Origin of the sequence: Romboutsia sp. Marseille-P6047 (genome assembly GCF_900604535.1) — a bacterium.
Lineage (GTDB): Bacteria > Bacillota > Clostridia > Peptostreptococcales > Peptostreptococcaceae > Romboutsia_E.
Genome location: NZ_UWOT01000005.1, coordinates 196,924 through 218,313, shown reverse-complemented (window position 1 = coordinate 218,313; position 21,390 = coordinate 196,924). Strand labels below are relative to the sequence as shown.

Annotated in this window: 24 protein-coding genes and 1 other annotated feature (1 of these 25 only partly in view); of the genes, 13 read left to right on the top strand and 11 right to left on the bottom strand. The window is 26.0% G+C overall.

Features of this window, described 5'->3' with window-relative positions; translation table 11 throughout:
* Positions 1-77 precede the first annotated feature (77 nt).
* Positions 78-587, top strand: a complete 510-nt coding sequence (locus EIH23_RS07370; protein ID WP_122639575.1) for a hypothetical protein — start codon at positions 78-80, stop codon at positions 585-587.
* A gap of 59 nt (positions 588-646) precedes the next feature.
* Here the strand turns inward: EIH23_RS07370 and EIH23_RS07365 are convergent, their stop codons facing one another.
* The gene (locus EIH23_RS07365; protein WP_122639574.1) at positions 647-991 is read right to left on the bottom strand and encodes a hypothetical protein; all 345 of its coding nucleotides are present in this window, start codon (positions 989-991) and stop codon (positions 647-649) included.
* Positions 992-1,244: 253 nt separating this feature from the next.
* Here EIH23_RS07365 and EIH23_RS07360 point away from each other — a divergent pair, with 253 nt between their 5' ends.
* The 4 genes from EIH23_RS07360 to EIH23_RS07345 all read left to right on the top strand — a co-directional run bounded on the left by EIH23_RS07360 (position 1,245) and on the right by EIH23_RS07345 (position 5,239).
* Positions 1,245-2,465 carry a hypothetical protein gene (locus EIH23_RS07360; protein ID WP_122639573.1) on the top strand — a complete coding sequence of 407 codons (1,221 nt, stop codon included), beginning with the start codon at positions 1,245-1,247 and terminating at the stop codon, positions 2,463-2,465.
* A 244-nt stretch (positions 2,466-2,709) separates the two neighbouring features.
* Positions 2,710-3,648: a metal ABC transporter solute-binding protein, Zn/Mn family gene (locus EIH23_RS07355; RefSeq protein WP_122639572.1), complete on the top strand. Its 939-nt coding sequence runs from the start codon at positions 2,710-2,712 to the stop codon at positions 3,646-3,648.
* Positions 3,649-3,658: 10 nt separating this feature from the next.
* Positions 3,659-4,381 (top strand): metal ABC transporter ATP-binding protein, encoded by a 723-nt coding sequence (locus EIH23_RS07350; RefSeq protein ID WP_122639571.1) that lies wholly within the window; start codon positions 3,659-3,661, stop codon positions 4,379-4,381.
* A gap of 15 nt (positions 4,382-4,396) precedes the next feature.
* Complete coding sequence (locus EIH23_RS07345) at positions 4,397-5,239, top strand: metal ABC transporter permease (protein WP_206425646.1); 843 nt, start codon at positions 4,397-4,399, stop codon at positions 5,237-5,239.
* Between the two features lie 69 nt (positions 5,240-5,308).
* Here the strand turns inward: EIH23_RS07345 and EIH23_RS07340 are convergent, their stop codons facing one another.
* Both EIH23_RS07340 and EIH23_RS07335 read right to left on the bottom strand, forming a co-directional pair.
* The gene (locus EIH23_RS07340; protein ID WP_122639569.1) at positions 5,309-5,584 is read right to left on the bottom strand and encodes a YlbF family regulator; all 276 of its coding nucleotides are present in this window, start codon (positions 5,582-5,584) and stop codon (positions 5,309-5,311) included.
* 187 nt (positions 5,585-5,771) lie between these two features.
* A complete protein-coding gene (locus tag EIH23_RS07335; protein ID WP_122639568.1) occupies positions 5,772-6,590 on the bottom strand; it encodes a pyridoxamine kinase in 819 nt (272 codons plus the stop codon).
* Between the two features lie 196 nt (positions 6,591-6,786).
* Between EIH23_RS07335 and EIH23_RS07330 the strand changes: the two genes are divergently transcribed.
* Together EIH23_RS07330 and EIH23_RS07325 are read left to right on the top strand one after the other, a co-directional pair.
* On the top strand, positions 6,787-7,980 hold the full coding sequence (locus tag EIH23_RS07330; RefSeq protein WP_334294987.1) for an amidase domain-containing protein: 1,194 nt from the start codon (positions 6,787-6,789) through the stop codon (positions 7,978-7,980).
* 178 nt (positions 7,981-8,158) lie between these two features.
* A complete protein-coding gene (locus EIH23_RS07325) occupies positions 8,159-8,359 on the top strand; it encodes a cold-shock protein (RefSeq protein ID WP_122639566.1) in 201 nt (66 codons plus the stop codon).
* A gap of 89 nt (positions 8,360-8,448) precedes the next feature.
* Here EIH23_RS07325 and EIH23_RS07320 read toward each other — a convergent pair whose 3' ends face one another.
* A complete protein-coding gene (locus EIH23_RS07320; protein WP_122639565.1) occupies positions 8,449-9,225 on the bottom strand; it encodes a hypothetical protein in 777 nt (258 codons plus the stop codon).
* A 175-nt stretch (positions 9,226-9,400) separates the two neighbouring features.
* On the opposite strand from EIH23_RS07320, the gene EIH23_RS07315 reads away from it, so the two are divergent.
* Complete coding sequence (locus EIH23_RS07315; protein WP_122639564.1) at positions 9,401-9,826, top strand: CBS domain-containing protein; 426 nt, start codon at positions 9,401-9,403, stop codon at positions 9,824-9,826.
* Between the two features lie 74 nt (positions 9,827-9,900).
* Here the strand turns inward: EIH23_RS07315 and EIH23_RS07310 are convergent, their stop codons facing one another.
* On the bottom strand, positions 9,901-10,656 hold the full coding sequence (locus EIH23_RS07310) for a peptidylprolyl isomerase (protein WP_122639563.1): 756 nt from the start codon (positions 10,654-10,656) through the stop codon (positions 9,901-9,903).
* Between the two features lie 667 nt (positions 10,657-11,323).
* Here EIH23_RS07310 and EIH23_RS07305 point away from each other — a divergent pair.
* Positions 11,324-11,587, top strand: coding sequence for a TIGR03905 family TSCPD domain-containing protein (locus EIH23_RS07305; RefSeq protein WP_122639561.1), 264 nt, complete (start codon positions 11,324-11,326; stop codon positions 11,585-11,587).
* 56 nt (positions 11,588-11,643) lie between these two features.
* On the opposite strand, the gene EIH23_RS07300 is transcribed toward EIH23_RS07305, so the two are convergent.
* Entirely contained in the window at positions 11,644-12,099 is a 456-nt protein-coding gene (locus tag EIH23_RS07300; RefSeq protein ID WP_122639560.1) for a hypothetical protein, read from the bottom strand.
* 399 nt (positions 12,100-12,498) lie between these two features.
* Between EIH23_RS07300 and glpK the strand changes: the two genes are divergently transcribed.
* Positions 12,499-14,007, top strand: coding sequence for a glycerol kinase GlpK (glpK, locus tag EIH23_RS07295; RefSeq protein WP_122639559.1), 1,509 nt, complete (start codon positions 12,499-12,501; stop codon positions 14,005-14,007).
* 130 nt (positions 14,008-14,137) lie between these two features.
* Here the strand turns inward: glpK and EIH23_RS07290 are convergent, their stop codons facing one another.
* On the bottom strand, positions 14,138-14,485 hold the full coding sequence (locus tag EIH23_RS07290; protein ID WP_122639558.1) for a RidA family protein: 348 nt from the start codon (positions 14,483-14,485) through the stop codon (positions 14,138-14,140).
* Positions 14,486-14,642: 157 nt separating this feature from the next.
* Here EIH23_RS07290 and EIH23_RS07285 point away from each other — a divergent pair, with 157 nt between their 5' ends.
* Positions 14,643-15,920 carry a Gfo/Idh/MocA family protein gene (locus EIH23_RS07285; RefSeq protein ID WP_122639557.1) on the top strand — a complete coding sequence of 426 codons (1,278 nt, stop codon included), beginning with the start codon at positions 14,643-14,645 and terminating at the stop codon, positions 15,918-15,920.
* Between the two features lie 63 nt (positions 15,921-15,983).
* Here EIH23_RS07285 and EIH23_RS07280 read toward each other — a convergent pair whose 3' ends face one another.
* Together EIH23_RS07280 and EIH23_RS07275 are read right to left on the bottom strand one after the other, a co-directional pair.
* Positions 15,984-16,445: a regulatory YrvL family protein gene (locus EIH23_RS07280; RefSeq protein WP_122639556.1), complete on the bottom strand. Its 462-nt coding sequence runs from the start codon at positions 16,443-16,445 to the stop codon at positions 15,984-15,986.
* 83 nt (positions 16,446-16,528) lie between these two features.
* Entirely contained in the window at positions 16,529-17,323 is a 795-nt protein-coding gene (locus EIH23_RS07275; protein ID WP_122639555.1) for a M55 family metallopeptidase, read from the bottom strand.
* A 115-nt stretch (positions 17,324-17,438) separates the two neighbouring features.
* Here EIH23_RS07275 and EIH23_RS07270 point away from each other — a divergent pair, with 115 nt between their 5' ends.
* Together EIH23_RS07270 and EIH23_RS07265 are read left to right on the top strand one after the other, a co-directional pair.
* Positions 17,439-18,350 (top strand): S66 peptidase family protein, encoded by a 912-nt coding sequence (locus tag EIH23_RS07270; RefSeq protein WP_122639554.1) that lies wholly within the window; start codon positions 17,439-17,441, stop codon positions 18,348-18,350.
* Between the two features lie 100 nt (positions 18,351-18,450).
* Positions 18,451-19,041, top strand: coding sequence for a DUF3867 domain-containing protein (locus EIH23_RS07265; RefSeq protein ID WP_122639553.1), 591 nt, complete (start codon positions 18,451-18,453; stop codon positions 19,039-19,041).
* A gap of 37 nt (positions 19,042-19,078) precedes the next feature.
* Here EIH23_RS07265 and EIH23_RS07260 read toward each other — a convergent pair whose 3' ends face one another.
* Complete coding sequence (locus EIH23_RS07260; RefSeq protein ID WP_122639552.1) at positions 19,079-19,720, bottom strand: isochorismatase family cysteine hydrolase; 642 nt, start codon at positions 19,718-19,720, stop codon at positions 19,079-19,081.
* Positions 19,721-19,877: 157 nt separating this feature from the next.
* Positions 19,878-21,257 carry a YjiH family protein gene (locus tag EIH23_RS07255; RefSeq protein WP_243113347.1) on the bottom strand — a complete coding sequence of 460 codons (1,380 nt, stop codon included), beginning with the start codon at positions 21,255-21,257 and terminating at the stop codon, positions 19,878-19,880.
* Between the two features lie 101 nt (positions 21,258-21,358).
* Positions 21,359-21,390: a binding site (T-box leader), on the bottom strand (it continues 190 nt past the right edge of the window).

Here is a 21,390-nt window from a genome sequence, read left to right as displayed (position 1 = left end):
TAATATATTGTAAAAAAATAGAAAAAATCATAATGATATGGTATAATGTATAAAAACTAATACAATGAGGGATGCTTATGAATAAATTATTAAAAACTATATTTTTAAGCACTACTATTTTGTTCAATACAGCATGTACAATAAGTGATAGTAATATAAGTGGCATAGATGACTTAGATAAAACTAAAATAGCTAAATTTTCTAGTGAATCAAGTAACTTAATAACTATACCTATCCAGATCGACTTTGATGATCCTTCAAAAATAGTTGAAGTAAAGTGTAGTGAAAATGATAGTATAGAAGAAAAAGTGAATTTAGTATTAGATACAATATCTAAAGAATGCTTTAATAGTCTTCCTATAAAGGGAGAGATTGTCGGAAATAGTGTAGTAGAAATAGAGTTAAATGAGTATGATGAAGAATCAAAAAAAATATCGTGGAAAAGAGATTATTTAAATGAATATACAAAGGATTATACTATAAATATTATAGTACAAAACTTAATACAAGATACTTTAAAGACAGAAATTTATAATATTAAAGATGTTAGAGTATACTATGATGATATACTAATTACATTAAATTAAATAAAGTAAAATAAAGGGAATGACTCAAAATGTGAGCATTCCTTTTATTTATTAAAAATTTACTTAATAAAGTCATTTAATATTATTTCTTCTTCACTTTCAGTATTAGGAGTACTTATATTATCATCAACATCTATAGAGTCATTAGCTAAATATGTTGCAACAGATAATATACCTATACCAGCAAATAATTTTAATTGTTGTTTTCCTAAATATTTAAATGCGGGAAATAAAACTTTTCTAGCTTTAGGGCTAACTAAAGTTGCAGCAGATAAAACTACACCTGATGCAATTAAAGTAGATAAAACAGGATAATTTGAAACAAACTCTGAAGTACCATTACAGCTTTTACAACAACATTCACTTAAGTCGTCTTTCATATTTTTAAATTGATCAGAAGTCATAAAATCACTCCAATACTTTAAGTTTAGTAAAGCCTTGTTTATAGATTATGTAATAAATCAAATTTTATAATTCATAAAATATGTTAAAGTAAAAAATTAAAATTAAAAAACAAAAAATACCTTAAATTAGTAGAGAATACACAAAAGATAAATAATTAGTAACCAGTTTAATTTGCTTTCATATAATTATATTAAACAACATAAGTAATACTTATGTCATTTTAAAAATACAGCAAAGGGGTTTTGACATATTATGAGAAAGAAAAAAAAACAATCTTGTTCATGCACTCCTCAAAACAATGCTTGTAATCAAGTTAAACAATGTAAAGTAGCAGACACATGTTCAAGTAATTTATGTAATCCATGTAAAAAACCAGTTAAAAAATACGTAGAAGATTTATGTGGGGATTATGAAATAACATGTGTAGATAAATGTGTTAATTTAGCTAAAAAAGCAGAGGAATTATTTGAAAAAGCATTAGAGTATGATTGCAAAGCTACAGAAACTTATAATCAAGCAAAGGAATGTGAGCAATCTGCTAAAGTATTACAACAAAAAGCTAATAATTTATTACAAAATTCAAGTTGTACTGAAAAAGAAGCAAAAGCAGCAGAGTGCAAAGCTAAAGAATTAATGGAAAAAGCAGAAGAACTTGCTGCTAAAGCTAAATGTTTGTATAAACAGGGGAAAGAAATACAACAGGAAGCTGAAGCTAATTGTGAAAGTGCAAAATGTCTATATGAAAAAGCACAATCTTATAACGAACAAGCTAAAGAATTATATAATCAAGCAATGAAATGTGATGAAAAAGCATTAGAATGCTATAAAAGTGCAGGAGAAAAAATTAAAGAATACGAATCTAAATCTAAAAAATGTGAAGATATGATTAACAAATGTGAAAATAAATTAGATGAATGTGATAAGAAAGTAAAAGACTCAAAATGTATGAAACCGATAGAAAAATGTATGAAACCAGTAGAAAAAGTTAATTATTGTACTTCACCTAAACCAAGTTGTTCTTGTAAATATGACGAGTATGATTATACATGTAATCCACCTAAGAAAAAAACTTGTGGCTGCAAATCTATGAATAATTGTGAATATAAACCTATGAGCAATTGTGAATGTAAGCCTATGAATAATTGTAATAACATGAATACAACAACTAAATCTAAACAATCAGATATAATGTACGTTGAAGATTGTGACCTTTGTTCAGGTAATTTATGTTCAACTTATGTTAGCCCAATGTATGATATGACACCAATGCAATGTATGGGAAATATGTGTGATAAATATCCATCATTAGATATGCCATATATAAATACCGTTCAAGATATGAATACAATGCAATATATGAACACTATGCCATATATGAATACAATGCAAGATATGAATGATATGTGGATGAATTATTATATGTATATGCAAAATATGTACATGCAAAATATGATGCCTTTTGATGAAATGTAGTAAAAAATTTATATAGTATATAAATAAAAAATAAGGTAAGTTATTACTAAATAGCTTACCTTGTTTTTGTTTTAAATGTAATAAAAATGCACAATATATTAACTTTAATAGTATCACATGAACTGTAAAGGTTAAAAATAAATATTGGTATGGATATATAATTTTTATTAATATATAATATACGTAGTATTAAATAGAATTTTAATAATTAATATATTTGAAATTAAATTCAAGGAGGATATAAATGAAAAAGATATATATATCGATGATGACAATACTAATAAGTATAATGATGATAGGATGTAAAGACAATAAAGTAAGTAAAGAAGATTTAGGTAATAAAGAAGAAAAAGTAAAGGTATATGCAACTATATTTCCACTATATGATTTTGCCAGAAACATAGGAAAAGATAAAATAGATTTAAATTATATAGTACCACCATCAGGTGAGCCACATGACTATGAAATAAGTGCTAAGATGGTTAAAGATATACAAAATTCAAATATACTTATAAAGAATGGACTAGGAGTAGATGCTTTTGCAGATAATATAGCTTCTGAATCAGATAACTTGAAAATAGTAATAGCAAGTGATGGCGTAGAAAAGCTTAAGTATGATGAAGAAGATCATAGTGAAGAAGAAAATGTACATAAACATGGAGAATATGATCCTCATGTGTGGTTAAATATTAATAATGCAATAAAAGAGTGTGAAAACATAAAAAATATGCTTATAGAAGTTGATAATGAAAATAAAGATTATTATGAAGAAAACTACAATAATTATATTAAATCATTAAAAGATTTACAAGACAGCTACGATAGTAACTTAAAGGATGTAAAAGGTAAAAGTTTATTAGTTTCTCATGGTGCATATGGATACTTATGTGAGGAATATGGGTTAAATCAAATTTCTATAACTGGAGTAAGCCCAAATCAAGAACCATCTATAAGTAAAATAACTGAGCTTACTGATTATGCAAAGTCAAATAATATAAAGTATATTTTATTTGACGGACTTGTAAACCCAAAGGTATCTCAGACAATAGCAAGTGAAGCAAAGATAGATACAGCAATTTTATATTCCATAGATGGTATAACTAAAAATGATTTTAATAATAATGAAGATTATATATCATTAATGGAAAAAAATTTAGAGACACTTAAAATGGTTTTAAAGTAGGTAAATAATTATGGTAAATATAATAAATTTTAAGAATGTAAGTTTTGGATATGAAGACAAAACTGTACTAGAAAATGTTAACTTCAATGTAAATCAAGGTGATTATATAGGAATTATAGGTCCAAATGGATCAGGAAAGACAACTTTATTAAAACTTATAATAAACGAGATCAATCCAACTAAAGGAAAAATAAAAATACTTAATAAAGATATTCAAAATTTTAATAATTGGGAAAAGATAGGATATGTAAATCAAAAATCAAATTCATTTACATCATCTTTTCCAGCCACAGTTACAGAAGTTGTAGCAATGGACTTAGCTCCTAAGATAGGTTTATTTAAAAGAATAAAGAAAAAACATTTAGAAGAAGTATATAAGGTCTTAAAACTAGTAGGTATTTATGAGTTTAAAGACAGGTTAATAGGTAGCTTATCAGGAGGACAGCAACAAAAAGTATTTATATGTAGAGCTCTTATGAGACACCCTAAAATATTAATACTTGATGAACCAACAGTTGGTATTGACCTAAATGGTCAAAAGGAGTTTTATGAAATTTTAAAGAAGCTAAATGAAAAATTAAATCTTACTATAGTTATAGTGTCTCATGATTTATTTATAGTAAAAGAAGAAGTAAAGAAAATTGCAGTAATTAAAGGTAAAAACATTAAGGTAATAGATAATATAGATGATAATGTAACAAAAAATACATTACTAGACCTTTTTGAAATGTAAAAGGGAGGTAGTATCTTGGAAATTTTTCAATATGATTTTATGATAAGAGCATTAATTTCGGCTTCAATAGTAGGGTTAATATGCCCACTTATGGGAATGTTTATAGTTTTAAGGAGATTGTCACTAATAGGAGATAGCCTATCACATATAGCCCTATCAGGTATTGCAGCATCTACCTTATTTAATTCAAATTCTATAGTAGGCTCATTAATAGCATCATCTTTAGCAGCACTTGTAATTGATAGATTAAGAACTAGTTTAAAGGAGTATGCAGATTTATCAATTGCTATAATAATGGCATTAGGAGTAGGTATATCTGGAATATTAATGAGTTCTTCAAGTGTTAATTTTGATTTATTCTCATTTATGTACGGAAGTATAGCAACGGTAACTAAAGAAGATATAGTTATAATAATGATAACTGCAGTAGTGGTAGTAGTATTTATAAATTTATTTTTTAAAGAATTAGTATATATTACATTTGATGAAGAAAATGCTAGACTGTCTAATATACCAGTAAAAATGATAAACTCAGTATTTATGATTTTGGTGGCAGCAAGTATAACTATGACACTTAGAATAGTAGGAGTATTATTAGTTTCATCCTTAATAGCTATACCTGTGGCTACAAGTTTAAAAGTAGCTAAAAGTTTTAAACAATCAATTTTTTATGCGATTTTATTTGGAGAAATATCAATACTTAGTGGGGTAATAATATCATTTTATATGGATGTTGCACCAGGTGCAATTATAGTTATAGTTAGTATATTACAGCTTATAATAGTTACTTTACTAAAAAAAATAACAAATAAAAATAAAATCAAAAAAGTAATAAATAAAAAAATGGCCTCAAAATAAATTTATTTTGAGGCCATTTTTTTATTTATTTTATAAGTTCTTTTTCTATTGTCTTATAAAGTCTTTCCATCATAAGGTTAAAATTTTTAGTGGCTTCCATATAATTTGATATAAGTGGTAAATTAAAAATGTATCATATTCTCTATCTAACTTTTCTAATTTTGCAGATAAATCTTCTTTACTAGATCTAGAGTAAATTGCATTTTTTTTATTAAGATAAGAGTCAAATTGTCTTTTTAAAGATCTATTCTTATCAATATCCATTTTACATTTATTCATATACTTAAACTCATTAGTATTTTTTATATAAGCTGCAAACTCTTTTGCTTTATGATTAATATCCATTATAATATACCTCCTATAAATTTGATATATTATATTTTATAAGGTTATAGATGTATATAGAACATTTAAGTAAATTTCATAAATAAAACTGTGTCAAAAATATAGATTATATAATTTATATAATGTAGCAAAACAGACAAGATGTAAATTTGACAACGTGTAAATTAAGCTACAATTATATATAAGACTATATTGATATTAAGTCACCTAGGAATATTTCAAACATTACACCATCGTTTCTATCAGTGTTAAACTGAGATGTATAGTTTATTGTTTTGTATATAAAGTTAGTTGCTGTTTTTACAGCAAATTCTAAATCATAGTTATTAGTCAATAATCCACACACAATAGATGTAAATATATCTCCAGTACCACTATAAGAACGATTGTTATATTTTACAGCTGTAAAGTATGATTTATTTTTAGCTTTGTTATAAGCTAAATTGATAATATTATCATCTTCTATAATACCGGTAATAATTATATTTTCTGGGCCTAAACCAGATAAATCTTTAGCAATCTCAATTAGTTCATCTCTTGAATAGTTATCATGATATTCTTTATCTGTTAGAATACAAGCTTCTGTTAAATTAGGAGTTGTTAAAGTTGAAATCTTTACTAACTCTTTTATTTTATTGCACATTTCTTTAGTAAATGTAGGATATAATTCTCCATTATCACCCATTACTGGGTCTACAACTACTAAAGAAGTTTTATTTTCTTTTATAAATTTAGACACTATATCAATTTGTTCCATAGAACCTAAAAATCCACTATATATACAATCAAAATTAATCTTTAATCTATTCCAAACTTCTTTATATTTATCCATCTCATTAGTGAAATCTAAGAATGTAAATTCTGGATAATTTGTTTGACTAGAAAGTATAGCTGTTGGAAAAGGGCAACACTGAACTTTTAAGGCTGAAAGTATAGGTATTGCCACAGTTAAAGAACATCTACCAACTCCTGATAAATCATTTATAGCTGCTACCTTTTTTAGCATAATACTCCTCCATAAAATTAAAATTATAAATATATATTACTATTAAAATACAGAAAAAAATATAATTTAAGGATAAATAAATATAAAAATTTTAATGTATCAATACAATTAACAATAAATAAAATTTTTTAACTATTAATTGGACATAATAAGATAAATAAATTCTATATCAAAATGATGTACTAATCGTTGGGAGGTGCTTTGTTTGAAATTACTCAAAAATAAAAATGAGTACATCAAAAAAATATGGATATGTTTATTCTTAACAATATCATTAGGAGTAGGTGTATTTATAAGTAAGGGTGTATATGATAAGATGGCATATAATAATAAAAACATAGAAGAAGAGGTGTTAGAAGCTAGCTCATTAGACACAGATACTAACAACGCAGAAAGTAATGAACAGTATCAGGTATTACTAGAACATTTATTTGACTATAGGAATAAAGCCATATTAGATCAAGATACAGATATACTAAAAGAATTATATGATACAAATAAAAAATTTGGATTATGGGCATATGAACATGAAGTAAAGAAAATGAAATATATAGAAAATTGGTCCAATAAACAAGGTGTAAATTTTAATGATATTAAAACTAGAGTAGTTGTAAAGAAATTTAAAGAAAAAGAAGAAGACTTATATGGAATAATTTGTACAGTATCTACTGAGTATAAGTATTCTTATGAAAATGAACCAGACGTAACCAATATGTTTAGAATTGGTACATATCATTATTTAAATGTTGTTATTAGAGATGATCAATATGTAATAGTAAAAGAGTGGTACACAGACCCTTTTGAGGATTCATTAAATTTAGATAATATTGATACAGTTGAAATTGAAAATTATATAAAAAATCATGAAAAAGTTGAAGTTCAATTAACTAATGAACAACAAAAAGCTATAAACTATGCTCACCAATATTGTGGAGCAGCAGCAGATGAAGAGTATGGTTTTAAATATAATAAAAACTATAGAGATTTTAACCCTGAAGGTGGAGACTGTGCAAATTTTGCATCTCAAATACTATATGAAAGTGGTAGATTTAAGAAAAATGATACATGGAATTTCAATGGCAAGGATGGAACAAAAGCATGGGTAAATGCTCAAGGGTTTAAAAATTATATGATTTATAGTGGAAGAGCGCAGTATATAACAAAAGGAGCTTATAATGATGTCTATAAAGAGGCATATAATTTACGCCCAGGTGATATTGTAGGATATGAAAAGGGTGGAAGGATAACTCACGTTTCAACTGTAACAGGATTAGATTCTAAAGGATATCCTTTAGTTACATGTCACAATACTGATAGATATTTAGTTCCTTGGGACTTAGGCTGGAGTAATAAAGACATTAAATTTCACTTGATTAAGGTTAATTACTAAAAATGTTTTCCTAAAAGATGGAGTGCACTAGAATGGCTTGTTTACTAGCTTCTAGCCATTTTATAAATCATGTATAAAACTAATAATATTTGACAATAATGAGCATATATGGTAAAATTACAATAAAGCTAATTTAATTTTAGCTGAACAATTGTGTGTTTTTTAGGAGGATTTATTAATGAAAACTGGTGTAGTTAAATGGTTTAACAACGAAAAAGGATTTGGATTCATATCTGTAGAAGGTGAAGGAGATGTTTTCGTACATTTCTCAGCTATACAAGGAGATGGATACAAGTCTTTAGAAGAAGGACAAAGTGTACAATTTGACGTAGTTGAAGGAGCAAAAGGTCCTCAAGCTTCTAATGTAGTTAGATTATAATTAAAAATTCATATATATTAGTTTTATTGCTATAATTCTAGTAGTATGTGAGAAAGCCGCTATATAGCGGCTTTTTACTTTTTAAATATTTATAAAGTTTTTACTAAACCTATATCATCTATAAATTTAAATTCTTTTTCATTTAATAATACATCATATAATTCTTCAGAAGTATATTTACAGAAATTATCTATACATTCTTCTAAAGAATCTTCTAGCTTATCAAATTCATTATACATATCAAATGTTGCAGCAAATTTTTCCATATCACTTCTTAACTCATCTATATCAACTAAAAACTCTATCCATGAAGAGTCTAATTCTTTATTTAAAATCATAGATTTAAACTTAGGCAATAATTCGGACTTATTTTTTATAGGTATTATTATTTCTTTCTTTTTATTTTCACTATCTATAAACTCAGATATATCATCGGCCATAGATAAAAGATTATTTTCTACATAGTTAAAGAAGTCTTCTTTATTAAATTCACGATGAATATTATCTGTAAATAATTCTTCCATACTAGATTGCCATAATCTTAATGCGTATATGTTAGCATTAGCACTTTTTATAGGATTACCTCTATAGTCATATAGTTTAGGATAAGAATAGTTGAAATGTTTTGCTATTTCTACTCTGAAAAAATATCCAGCATCATCCTTTGGCATTAAATTTATGATAAATTCATCTAAATCGCTACCTAAGTATACATGAGTAGACTTAAATATGTTAATAATATTATTTAGGTTGTCTTTATTTATAATCTTAATGTTGTTTTTTAATGCAATATTATAGATTTTATTTTCATAAACTTTATTTAAAATATTTTTTAATTCAGTATAATAATCATAAGTATATATCATGTCGTTCCTCCTAAAATGAATATATAATATTTATACCCCAAAAAAAATATTTAAAATAAAAATTTAAATAAAATACTAAATATGATAGAATTAATATGTAAAAGAAAATAAAAAATATGTTTTTATAAATAAATGTATATAAATCCTTATATTACATATTTGGAGGTGTAGTGTAATGAACATATTATTTTTTTTAACACCTAAAAGTGAAGTTGCATATATATATGAAGACTACACAATGAGGCAAACTTTAGAAAAAATGGAATATCACAGATATTCTTCTATTCCTATTATAAATAAGGAAGGGAAGTATGTAGGAACATTAACAGAAGGGGATTTACTTTGGACATTAAAAAATGACTTTTCACTAGATATGAAGTCAATAGAAGACATACCAATTATGAGTATTAAAAGACGTAAGGATAATGCCCCTGTATCTGTTGAAGCAAATATAGAAGACTTAATTTCAAAATCTATGAATCAAAATTTTGTTCCAGTAATAGATGATAATGAGACTTTTATAGGGATAATAAAAAGAAGAGACATAATTGATTATTGCTATCATAAGATGAATATACAAGAAGGTAGCAAGACAAAATAAGAAGATAATAATTAAAAATTACATAATATAAATAAAGCCTAGTAAAATTTACTAGGCTTTATTTATATTAGATATTAGTCGTTGAATTTAACCATATCATTGTATTTAGTTTTTAAATCATTGTATTTGTTAGTGTAAGCTTCACTTTGTTTTTGGTAAGTTAAAGCTTTTTCTATTTCGCTTTTAACTTCTGCATATTCAGATTGCCCACCTTGTTGTCTATCTTCTAATTTTATTAAGTGATATCCAAATTGAGTTTTAACTGGTCCAACTACTTCACCTTTATTCATAGTGAATACAGCTTCATCGAATTCAGGAACCATTTGTCCTCTTTCGAAAGTACCTAAATCTCCACCAGCATCTTTTGATGGGCAAGAAGAATGTTCAGTTGCAGCAGCCTCAAAAGTAACTTCTCCAGCATTTATTTTATTTAATAAATCACTAGCTTTTTCCTCATTATCTACTAATATGTGTTTAGCAGAAGCTGTATCAGGCTTTACAAATCTGTCTTTATTAGCATTAAAGAAAGCTTCTTTTTCTTCTTCTGTTAAAGTAACACTAGTTAAAACTTTGTTCATAGCATATTGCTTTAACATATTTTCTTTAACTCTTTCTAATTCAGCTTTGAATTCAGCGTCTTGATCGAAGTTGTTTTCCTTAGCTTCTATGTATAATAATTCTTGGTTAACTAAATCTTCTAGTATTTGCTTTTTTCCTTGATCAGAGTTGAAGTGAGCTGCTTGATAAGGATCTAATCCTCCTAATATTGCCTCAACATCTAAATTAGTTATTTCTTTTTCTCCAACTTTAGCTAAAACTTTTTTTTCCATAATTATTGACTCCTTTATATGTATTCATTATTAATATTAGCCTTTAATATAAATAATATCAAAAAAAATTTGATATGTCTAATATTTCCAGTATAAGTAAAATATTAGTAAAAGATTGCTATTGAAATTAATAGTAGAGATGATATTATTCCAACTACACCTTCTTCATTTTTAAATTTGAATACCATTTTACAAGAAAAATAAAAATAAACAAATATTGAAATGAATTTTAAGTATAATAATGTAATATTAGTTGGAAACAATAAAAAATTAGAAAGCGTTAGTATATAAGAAGTAGAGGTACTTAATCTATACCATAAATTTATATCTCTTAACTTTTTTTCTTTTGTATAATATAAGATTATAGCAATTATATAAACTAGACCACAAAATGTATAAATTGAAAAGAATATATACTCAATATATTTATTTTGTATAAAAATCCATTTATAGCAAATTATTGGCCAAAATAACAATGTTAAAAATCTAAAATACTTTTCAAAAATTAAATCTATTTTCAATTTATCACATCCCTTACATTTACATTAATATTAATAATATATAAATAAATTAAAGCATATATGTATATTAAATGCTAGATTTATATTATATTTTATATCATTAATTAGATTTTTTTAACATAAATTATATACATAGGGGGGGTTATATGTATAGATATTACACTAAAGGTGTATGTTCATCTTCTATATTATTAAATATAGAAGATGATATATTAAAAGATGTTGTATTTGAAGGTGGATGTGCAGGAAACTTAATTGCATTAAAAGAATTAGTTGAAGGCAAAAATATAGATGAAATCATAGATAAATTAGAAAACATACCATGTAAAGATAGAGGAACGTCTTGTCCAGATCAGCTTGCAACAGCACTTAAAATTTATAAAAAATATGTAGATAAAGAAGATGAGTAGCTACATAAAAAAGAGTGTCCTTAAAGGCACTCTTTTTTGCATATATATGATTAATATTATTGCTTATTAACTAATATAGCTATCTTTTCATCTGGATTGTAGCTTATTTGGATTAATTGATTTTTTCTAACATGCTCTAAATCTTCTCCACCGTAAGCTATTTGTAACTTAACAGGTAATTTACCTTGCTTTATTATTGCAACATATTCTTTTTTACCTTTTTTCTCTAAGCTTATTAAGTTACCTACATAAGGTTTAAAGTTTTGGTACTTTTCTCCAGATTTTTTTATGTAGAAATAAGATGCAACTGCTATTAATACATTTATACCGAATATTAACCAACCATTGATATCTGCAACCGCACCAACTATGATTAATACTAACATGATTACTATAGGTAAAATTGCTTTTTTCATTAATAATTTCCCCATAACCTCATTAGCTTTTCTCTCTGGTTCACTCATAGTTTTTGATCTAGCAAATGATTCAGCGAATTTGTCTTTTAAGCCCATATTGACCTCCTAGTTTAAATAAATGTTTGATTATAATAACGTTTTAGGATTGAAACTAAAAATTTATGTTATTAATATTATGTTCAATCTCTACATTTAAATTTACAATATGCAAATGAAAATACATTAAATATTTTATCATAAATTATAAGAAATGAAAATAAATGAAATTGAAATCTTTAGAAAATATTAAATTTATATTCTAAATTAATATAAAATTTAAAAAATCATTATAAATATATCTATTATAATTAAATTTACGTATATATTATCATAATAAAGGTAATAAAAATTTAATTATAATAAGATTTTAAATAATATATTTTATCATTTTATGTTAATATATTATGAATAGATAATAAATAATGAAATGTTACTTTTAAGGAGGACATATACATAATGGCAAAAAAATATATAATGGCATTAGATCAAGGTACAACTAGTTCTAGGGCCATATTATTTAATGATAAAGGTGAAATAGTAGAGACTGCACAAAAAGAATTTACACAAATATATCCTAAGCCAGGATGGGTAGAGCATAATCCAATGGAAATTTGGGGATCACAAAGTGGTGTTATGAGAGAAGTTATAGAAACTGCAGGGATTACTCCAGATGAAATAGCAGCTATTGGAATTACAAATCAAAGAGAAACAACTATTCTTTGGGATAAAAATACAGGCAAACCAGTCTATAATGCCATAGTATGGCAATGTAGAAGAACATCGGATATATGTAATGAATTGAAGTGTAAAGGCTTAGAAAATATAATAAAGGATAAGACAGGCCTTTTAATAGATGCATACTTCTCAGCTACAAAGGTAAAATGGATACTTGATAATGTAGAAGGTGCTAGGGAAAAAGCAGAAAATGGAGAACTATTATTTGGTACAGTAGATACATGGCTTATATGGAAATTAACTCATGGGAAAGTTCATGTAACTGACTATTCTAATGCATCAAGAACTATGATGTATAATATAAAAGAATTAAAATGGGATGAGGATATATTAAAAGAATTAAATATACCTAAATCTATTCTTCCTGATGTAAAACCATCAAGCTATATATATGGACATACAGACTCACAAATGTTAGCAGGAGCGCAAATTCCAATATCAGGATGTGCAGGTGACCAACAATCTGCATTATTTGGACAAACATGTTTTGAAGAAGGTTGTGCAAAGAATACTTACGGAACAGGATGCTTTTTACTAATGAATACAGGTGAAAAATTAGTTAGGTCTAATAATGGACTTATAACAACTATTGCTTGGGGTATTGATGAAAAAATACAATATGCCCTAGAAGGAAGTATATTTATGGGGGGAGCATCAATTCAATGGCTTAGAGATGAGCTTAGAATGATAAAAAATGCAAAAGACAGTGAAGAATATGCAACTAAAGTAAATGATACAAATGGAGTATATGTAGTTCCAGCATTTACAGGGCTTGGAGCACCTTATTGGGATATGTATGCAAGAGGAACGATACTAGGACTTACAAGAGGAGCTAAAAAAGAGCATATTATAAGGGCAACATTAGAATCTATAGCATATCAAACTAAAGATGTAATAAATATAATGGAACAAGACTCTAATATTAAAGTAAAGAATTTAAAAGTTGATGGAGGTGCAAGTAGTAATAATTTTTTAATGCAATTCCAATCAGATATATTAGATATAAATATAGATAGACCAGAAATAACAGAAACAACAGCATTAGGAGCTGCATATCTAGCAGGGCTAGCAGTTGGATTTTATAAAAATAAAGATGAAATAACATCAAAATGGAAAGTTAAAAAAGAATTCAACCCAAATATGAAAAGTGAAAAAAGAGAAAAGCTATATAAAGGATGGAATAAAGCAGTATCAAGATCCCTACAATGGGCAAAAGAAGATGAAGAATAATATTGATATAACTACTTAAGGCAAAGGGTTAATGAAAAATATTCTAGTCATTTGCAGCATCTTTCCAGCTGCATGACTAGAATATTTTCATTACCTCCTGCCCAAAGAGCTTATATTAAAAATAGTATTTTTAATACTTAGTAGCTGCTACTATTGATATCTCAACTAATAAACATTCTCTAGCCATTTTAGCTTCTACACAAGCTCTAGCAGGTTCATGTCCATCTTCAACCCAATTATCCCAAACTGAGTTCATATCAGCAAAATCATTCATAGATTTTAAGTATATTGTAGCAGATAATATATGATTTTTATCTGAGTTATACTTTTCTAGTAAATTTTCTATTTTACTTAATACACCGATAGTTTGTTCTTTAACATCACCTTCAGCATGAACTTGACCAGATAAATAAATTGTATTGTTATGTACTACAGCAGAACTCATTCTACCATTATTTTCATATCTTTTGATTTCCATAAAAAACCTCCTAATGTTAAATCATTTTTGTGTAAATAAAATTATAATACAAATTAGTATATTAATCTAGACTGTATAAATTGAAAATATACTATAATAACTTTGTAGGGGTAAGTAATATAATTTTATTGTTGTATTATAGAAAAGGGGAATAGATATGAAAAAAGTAAAAGTTGCAGTAGTAGGTGCAGGAGTAAGAGGGACTTATGCATATGCTCCGTATATTTTTGAAAATCAAGAAGTTTGTGAAATAGTGGCTGTAGCAGAAACTAAAAAGGGAAGACGCGATTTATTTTCTAAGAAGTATAATTTAAAAGAAGAAAATGTATTTGAAAGTGCAGAAGAACTTTTTGAAAAAGAAAAAATAGCTGATGCAATAATAATAGCAACTAATGACGATAGACATTTTAATCTAGCAAAGTTAGCTTTAGAAAAAGGATATCATGTTCTTTTAGAAAAACCTATGGCTAATAGTTTAGATGGATTAGTACATATAAAAGAGCTAGCAGAAAAATATACTGATAAAGTATTTATGACTTGTCATGTGCTAAGATATACAGAGTTTTTTAAGAAGTTAAAAGAAATAATAGATAGTAAGGAATTAGGAGCGCTAGTAAGTATACAACATAATGAAAATATAGGTTATTTTCACTTTGCACATAGTTATGTAAGAGGTAACTGGAGAAATAGTAGTGATACAGGACCTCTAATGTTGACTAAAAGCTGTCATGACTTAGATATACTATTATATCTTACAGGAAGTAAATGTAGAAAGATTGCCTCATTTGGAAGTTTAAAACATTTTAATAGTGATAACTTTAAATTAACTATGAGTGAAAGTTGTTATAGATGTAGTGAAGAAGAAAATTGCCCTTATTCATGTAAAAAAATATATTTAGAAAATGAAAGAATGATGAATAATGCAGTACATATAAATCCAACAAAAGAAAATCTAGATACAATTTTAAAAAAAGGTCCATATGGAAGATGTGTATATAGATGTGATAATAATGTAGTTGATAATATGGTAAGTATTATAGAGTTTGAAAATGATGTAACAGCAACATTTAACTTATCAGCATTTACTAAAGAATGTACTAGGACTATAAAACTTATGTTTACACATGGTGAAGTTGGTGGTAATTTTAAGGAAAATGAAATACGAATTAAAAAGTTTGGAGATATAAAAGAGGAAGTATTAAAGCTTGGTAAAAATGATTTAAGTCATGGTGGTGGAGATAAAAATCTTATTAAGCATTTTATAGATTTAATTATAAATGAAAAGATTGATAATAGTATTAAGGAATCTATAGAAAGTCATATAATGGCATTTGCATCAGAGTATTCAAGAGTAAGTGAGCAGGTTATATATATAGATGAATTCTTAAAAGATGCAATAGACATGACAAGCGAAATAGAAGATACTTTATTTTAAATAAAAAAAAGTAAGTTATAAAAATTAGCTAACTAAGACCTATTTTATAACTTACTTTTTTATTTATTTATCATCTTCGCTAGAGTCTTTATTTTTTCCTATATCAAATACGTCTACGCATTCTGATAATAGATAAGATAATATGGCAAATAATATTTCTGTATGTGTAGGTATGCTTATAGAATTCATAAATAAATCTATAATATTTACAGTGATAAAGGTTAGTAATATATCAATTAAAGATTCAATAATCTTATAAGCTTTATAAGGTAATTTATTTACATACCTAAAAATATCTAAAAAAGAAGTACATAGAAAATCTATAGGACTTCCAATTAAGAAATAAATCGCAAAAAATAGTATTACAGAGCCAACTGATTTATATTCAAAGCCTAAAAAAGACAAAAATCCAATACCTACAAAGGTAAATATTACAAACGATATTCCGAAAAATACTATAAAAAATAAAATCAAAGAAAGGATTTCAAAAAAAGGAATTTTATATTTTTTATTTATTTTAATCACTCCTCAAGTCTAACTATACTATATAATAGTTTACTATAAATGGAAGAGAAAATTACATAAAAATATTAAAAAGTTTAAATAATTTATATGAATAACAACATTCTTAAAACTTCATAGTAATCATTACTTTCAAATAATATAGTTTGAGAATCTACTGATTTCACATTAGGATAAAAAGATGCTTTAAAAGCTTTATAGTGTTCTTTATATTTAATTTCGACTTTAAAATGTTTTGGTAGCTTTATTAAATGTCGAGATAAGTCTCCTGATAGAGCTTCTTTCACACCTAGTTTAATGTTTTTTAGAGCAAGGTATGGATGTATTGATATAGAACTATTACCAATTCCTTTTGAAACTGGAACTGTAATTATGTTAGGGGTTAACTGTTTTGCATGACGGCATAACATTTCATCTCCACTTAAAAAAGCAACAGGGACATTATAATATAAACTAGTATAAGAATTGATTGTAAATTCAGAAGCTATAGAATCATTTATTTTTATATATTCAAATTGAGTATCTAAAGTATGAGAAAGTGGATTTCCATTAAATGTAGCAGGGCTATGATATCCTATAAACAAGGATGCGTCAAAGCTTTTATCTATACCAGCCATCATAACATGAGGGTCTTTCGTCCATCCTCGAAGAATTTTTATATTTTCAGGTAATTTCATTGGGTTAATATTTCGGCCACTATCATGAGCATCTTTAATTAATATATCACTTTTTTCAATTTCATTTATTCCAAGACAAGCAGCATTAACTTCTTGAGTCATTTGTTGTTTACTATATGTTGATAAATTATGTTCAAGTTCAGTCTCATTCCAATCTACAATACCGCAAGTACCTTCAATATCAGCGCTTATATAGATCTTCATAATATACCTCCAATTCTTAAAAATTAAGACTATATTAGTAATATCATCTTAATTTAAAGTATAGAATATTTATGACCAAATATAAACTAGTAATTAAATAAGGGAGGAGTAAGGTTTGAATATACCTAAAAATCTTAAAAAAGGTGATACTATAGGAATAATCGCTCCATCTGGAGATTTAAGAGAATATACAATTAATGAAATTAAATTAGGAATTGAAAGTTATGGATATAAAGTTAAAATAGGTAAGAGTTGTTATTTAACTTATAGAGGATACTTAGCAGGTAATGATGAAATAAGAGCTTCTGATTTAGAAAATATGTTCTTAGATACTGATATAGATGCAATAATGTGTCTTCGAGGAGGATATGGGACTAGTAGAATATTAAACTTGATAAATTATGATATAATAAAAAATAATCCTAAAGTATTTATAGGGTTTTCTGATATAACAGCACTTCATATAGCATTTAATAAAAAGTGTGACTTAGTAACATATCATGGAATTATGGCAAATACAGTTAACAAATGGGATGATTTTTCATATAAATCCTTAATTGAGTGTATTAATTTTAAAGATGAATTAATACTTAAAAATCCTTGTAAAGATTCAATAAAATCTTTATATAAAGGTAAAGCCAGTGGCGATATAATTGGTGGTAATTTATCTATGATAGCTTGTAGTTTAGGCACAGAATATGAAATTGATACAAGGGGCAAAATATTATTTATAGAAGAAGTTGGAGAATATATATATAGAGTAGATAGATTATTAAACCATTTAAGTTTAGCAAAGAAATTTGATGACTGTAATGGAATCATATTTGGCGATTTTAATGATTGTAGAAAAAGTACTAAACAAGATTGTGACCTTATTGATTTATTAGTTGAAATTGCTAATAGATATAAAAAGCCAACTTTATATAATATTAAATCAGGACATTGTAAGCCTATAGTGACAATTCCTTTTGGCATTAAGTGTAAAATAGATGCAGATGAGTGTAGTATAATATTTAATAAAAAATAATTTAAAATAAATTTATTATAAAAAGATATGAATATATATTTATTTGTCTTAAGTATGATATAATCTTATACAAGTAAAACTTTTGCTAGGAGGAATAGATATGTCTGATGATAGAATAATCGATTTTAATGAACTAAAAAATAAAGTAAAAGATACAGATGTAGATAAATTTGAGCAATATATATATAATTTATATTTTTCTGTGATGGATGGAAGCATGAGTATGTCTGAATTTTCTAGAAAGATATTTGATTATATGAAGGATAATAATATATCACAAGAGAAGTTTATGAATATACAAAAAAAATTCATGGAGAGATATGGAATGGATCCGAACGAAGTTGAAAATCAATTAAAAAGCTTTGGTATAGATCCATCTACAATAAATATGGGAAATTTAGATCCTACTAATATGAGTGAGGATCAATTAAATAATATAAAAAAAGCTGCAGGGTTCTATGAAAGATATGGAACTAAAATACAACCTAAAAGTTGTATAAGTGCTACTATAAAAAATGACACTAATGATATTAATATAGTTATAGATCAAGAAAAAGTTATGCTTTTTAGTAATAAGAAAATAAACTTAATGGATGCAGAGTTAAATGAGTTTTTATTATCATACAAAAACATGTTTAATAATAAAATAAGAGTTGTACTTTGTGAAAACTACACAGAATATGATTATTAATAAAAAATGGATGAACCATAAAGTTCATCCATTTTTATTAATCTATTACAATATTTTTAACAACTTTAATTCCATTTTGAATCATACTGTTTAAGAAAACAATATTTGATAAATCTCCACAGTGTACATTAGGAATATCATATGTATCTACTAATTCAACTGGAACAATAATATTTTTATTAATGTTATTATGAATAAAATAAGTTTTTAAGGTAACTGCAAATTGATATATACATATATCTGTACAGTCTCCAACTATTATTATATTATCTACACCATCAAAGTTAATTTCACCTAATGCAAAAAATCCATTAGTAGAGTTTTTAGGTAATATCTGAAGATTTTCTATAGATTTTAATTCATCTATTACTTCACTTTCAGTATCATTTTCTAGACAGTGAATAGGGTAATTAGAAAATTCTAGGCAATCTTCACTGTGAGTATCGCTAAAAGCAACTAATCTATGTAATCTAGAAGAAAGTTTTTCTGTAATATTTGAAATAGGATTAATAAGAGCTTCTATTCTAGGTGAATATAAAGCACCTCCTTTTGCAAATCCATTATTCATATCTATTATAAATAACTCAGTTTTACTAAGATCTATTGTAGATATATTTAAATTTGGTAAATTATCTAAGTTATTTTTTAATATTTCTAATTCTTTTAATAAGTTATTCATAGTGCACCCCTTTTTATTTTCATTTATTTTTCATTTATATAGATATATAATACACTAGAGTAAATACTAGTGTAAATACAGTTAAGATTTATTTGTATAAAAATATAAGCAAATTAAATAAAAAAAGGCTATATTTTATATAAAATATAGCCTTTTTTTATTTAATTATAAGTTTTGCAACTACTGTTATTATTGGTAGAGCTATTGCAGTTCTTATTAAAAATATTACGAATAAATCCTTTAATTTAAGTGGAATATCAGATTTTAATATAACTGCACCAGTTTCAGTTAAGTAGATTAATTGAGTTATAGATAAAACACCTATTATAAATTGTGTTACAGGACTTATATCAGATCCAGATACCATTATTGATGGTAAGAACATATCTGTAAATCCTACTAAAACAGCAGGAGCAGCAGCACTAGCATCAGGTATTTGAAGAAGTTTTAGTATAAATACTACTGGTATTGATATTATGTTAAAGAATGGAGTGAATTCAGCTACGATTAAAGCTAAAGTTCCCCAAGCCATAACTAAAGGAAGTAGTCCTAAATACATATCTATAACAGTTTTACATCCGTTTACTAATATGCTTTTTACTGTTGGAGCATTTTCAGCTCTCTTCATTGCTTTTTCAAAACCAAATTTAAAAGTATTAACACCTTCGGGAATAATATCTTCTTTTAAATGAGGTACATTGTTATAAGTTTTATCATTAAATCCTTTCAATGGATATATACGAGGCATAATTAAAGCACAAGCTAATGATGCTAAACATACTGTTCCATAAAAAGGAACAAATAATGGCATAAATCCAAGTTGATCAGCTATTACCGTTGAGAAAGGTAGTGATACTAATGAGAAACAAACTGATATTATAGCAGCTTCTTTTGCCGTATAAAACCCTTGTTTATATTGAGTATTAGTTATCATAATTCCTAAAGTACCATCTCCTAACCAAGAAGAAACAGCATCAATTGCAGAACGACCAGGAACTTTGAATAAGTTATACATAAACTTAGATATTACTGTACCAAATAAATCCATAAGACCAAAGTCAACAACTAGTGGTAATAAAAATCCTGATACTAAGAATATTGCAAGAAGACTAGGAAGTAAACCAATCATAGTAGCACCAGTTAATTCTGATTTTATAAACTCAGGTCCTACATTAAATAAAGTCATAGTTATAAATATTGCACCAAGTATTCTACATATTAACCAAAATGGTGAAACATTTAATAAATCTCTTAAAAATTCATTTTTTATATTTATAAACTTGCTAAGTATAGATAATATAGCTGATGTCACTATTACAACTAAAGCAATACTTTCTAAATAATTAGCTCCAGCTATTTTGATAAGTTCAGCTAAGAATCCTATACCTATATTGAAAGATGATAAACCTTCTAAAGGAACAAAACTTCCATAAGGCATTGGTATAACAAATAAAAATAGTCCTAATAATGATGGTATTAAAAACTTAAATAAATTAACATTTTTTGATTCAACATTAGATTGAATTGTTTTTTCCATAATAATTTCCTCCTAATTAATAATTATAAATAAAAACGATTAAATTCTATTTTGCAAAATAAATTAATTCTTTATATTAAAAAAGTCCCTTGGTTATAAAACCAAGAGACGAAATATCCGCGTTACCACTCTC

Coding starts and splice junctions, on each gene's coding strand:
- EIH23_RS07360 (WP_122639573.1), top strand. CDS start 1,245: ATGAGAAAGAAAAAAAAACAATCTTGTTCATGCACTCCTCAAAACAAT.
- glpK (WP_122639559.1), top strand. CDS start 12,499: ATGGCAAAAAAATATATAATGGCATTAGATCAAGGTACAACTAGTTCT.
- EIH23_RS07350 (WP_122639571.1), top strand. CDS start 3,659: ATGGTAAATATAATAAATTTTAAGAATGTAAGTTTTGGATATGAAGAC.
- EIH23_RS07355 (WP_122639572.1), top strand. CDS start 2,710: ATGAAAAAGATATATATATCGATGATGACAATACTAATAAGTATAATG.
- EIH23_RS07325 (WP_122639566.1), top strand. CDS start 8,159: ATGAAAACTGGTGTAGTTAAATGGTTTAACAACGAAAAAGGATTTGGA.
- EIH23_RS07370 (WP_122639575.1), top strand. CDS start 78: ATGAATAAATTATTAAAAACTATATTTTTAAGCACTACTATTTTGTTC.
- EIH23_RS07275 (WP_122639555.1), bottom strand. CDS start 17,323: ATGAAGATCTATATAAGCGCTGATATTGAAGGTACTTGCGGTATTGTA.
- EIH23_RS07310 (WP_122639563.1), bottom strand. CDS start 10,656: ATGGAAAAAAAAGTTTTAGCTAAAGTTGGAGAAAAAGAAATAACTAAT.
- EIH23_RS07365 (WP_122639574.1), bottom strand. CDS start 991: ATGACTTCTGATCAATTTAAAAATATGAAAGACGACTTAAGTGAATGT.
- EIH23_RS07255 (WP_243113347.1), bottom strand. CDS start 21,257: ATGGAAAAAACAATTCAATCTAATGTTGAATCAAAAAATGTTAATTTA.
- EIH23_RS07315 (WP_122639564.1), top strand. CDS start 9,401: ATGAACATATTATTTTTTTTAACACCTAAAAGTGAAGTTGCATATATA.
- EIH23_RS07260 (WP_122639552.1), bottom strand. CDS start 19,720: ATGAATAACTTATTAAAAGAATTAGAAATATTAAAAAATAACTTAGAT.
- EIH23_RS07320 (WP_122639565.1), bottom strand. CDS start 9,225: ATGATATATACTTATGATTATTATACTGAATTAAAAAATATTTTAAAT.
- EIH23_RS07285 (WP_122639557.1), top strand. CDS start 14,643: ATGAAAAAAGTAAAAGTTGCAGTAGTAGGTGCAGGAGTAAGAGGGACT.
- EIH23_RS07300 (WP_122639560.1), bottom strand. CDS start 12,099: ATGGGCTTAAAAGACAAATTCGCTGAATCATTTGCTAGATCAAAAACT.
- EIH23_RS07265 (WP_122639553.1), top strand. CDS start 18,451: ATGTCTGATGATAGAATAATCGATTTTAATGAACTAAAAAATAAAGTA.
- EIH23_RS07340 (WP_122639569.1), bottom strand. CDS start 5,584: ATGGATATTAATCATAAAGCAAAAGAGTTTGCAGCTTATATAAAAAAT.
- EIH23_RS07290 (WP_122639558.1), bottom strand. CDS start 14,485: ATGGAAATCAAAAGATATGAAAATAATGGTAGAATGAGTTCTGCTGTA.
- EIH23_RS07335 (WP_122639568.1), bottom strand. CDS start 6,590: ATGCTAAAAAAGGTAGCAGCTATAAATGATTTATCAGGAGTTGGTAGA.
- EIH23_RS07305 (WP_122639561.1), top strand. CDS start 11,324: ATGTATAGATATTACACTAAAGGTGTATGTTCATCTTCTATATTATTA.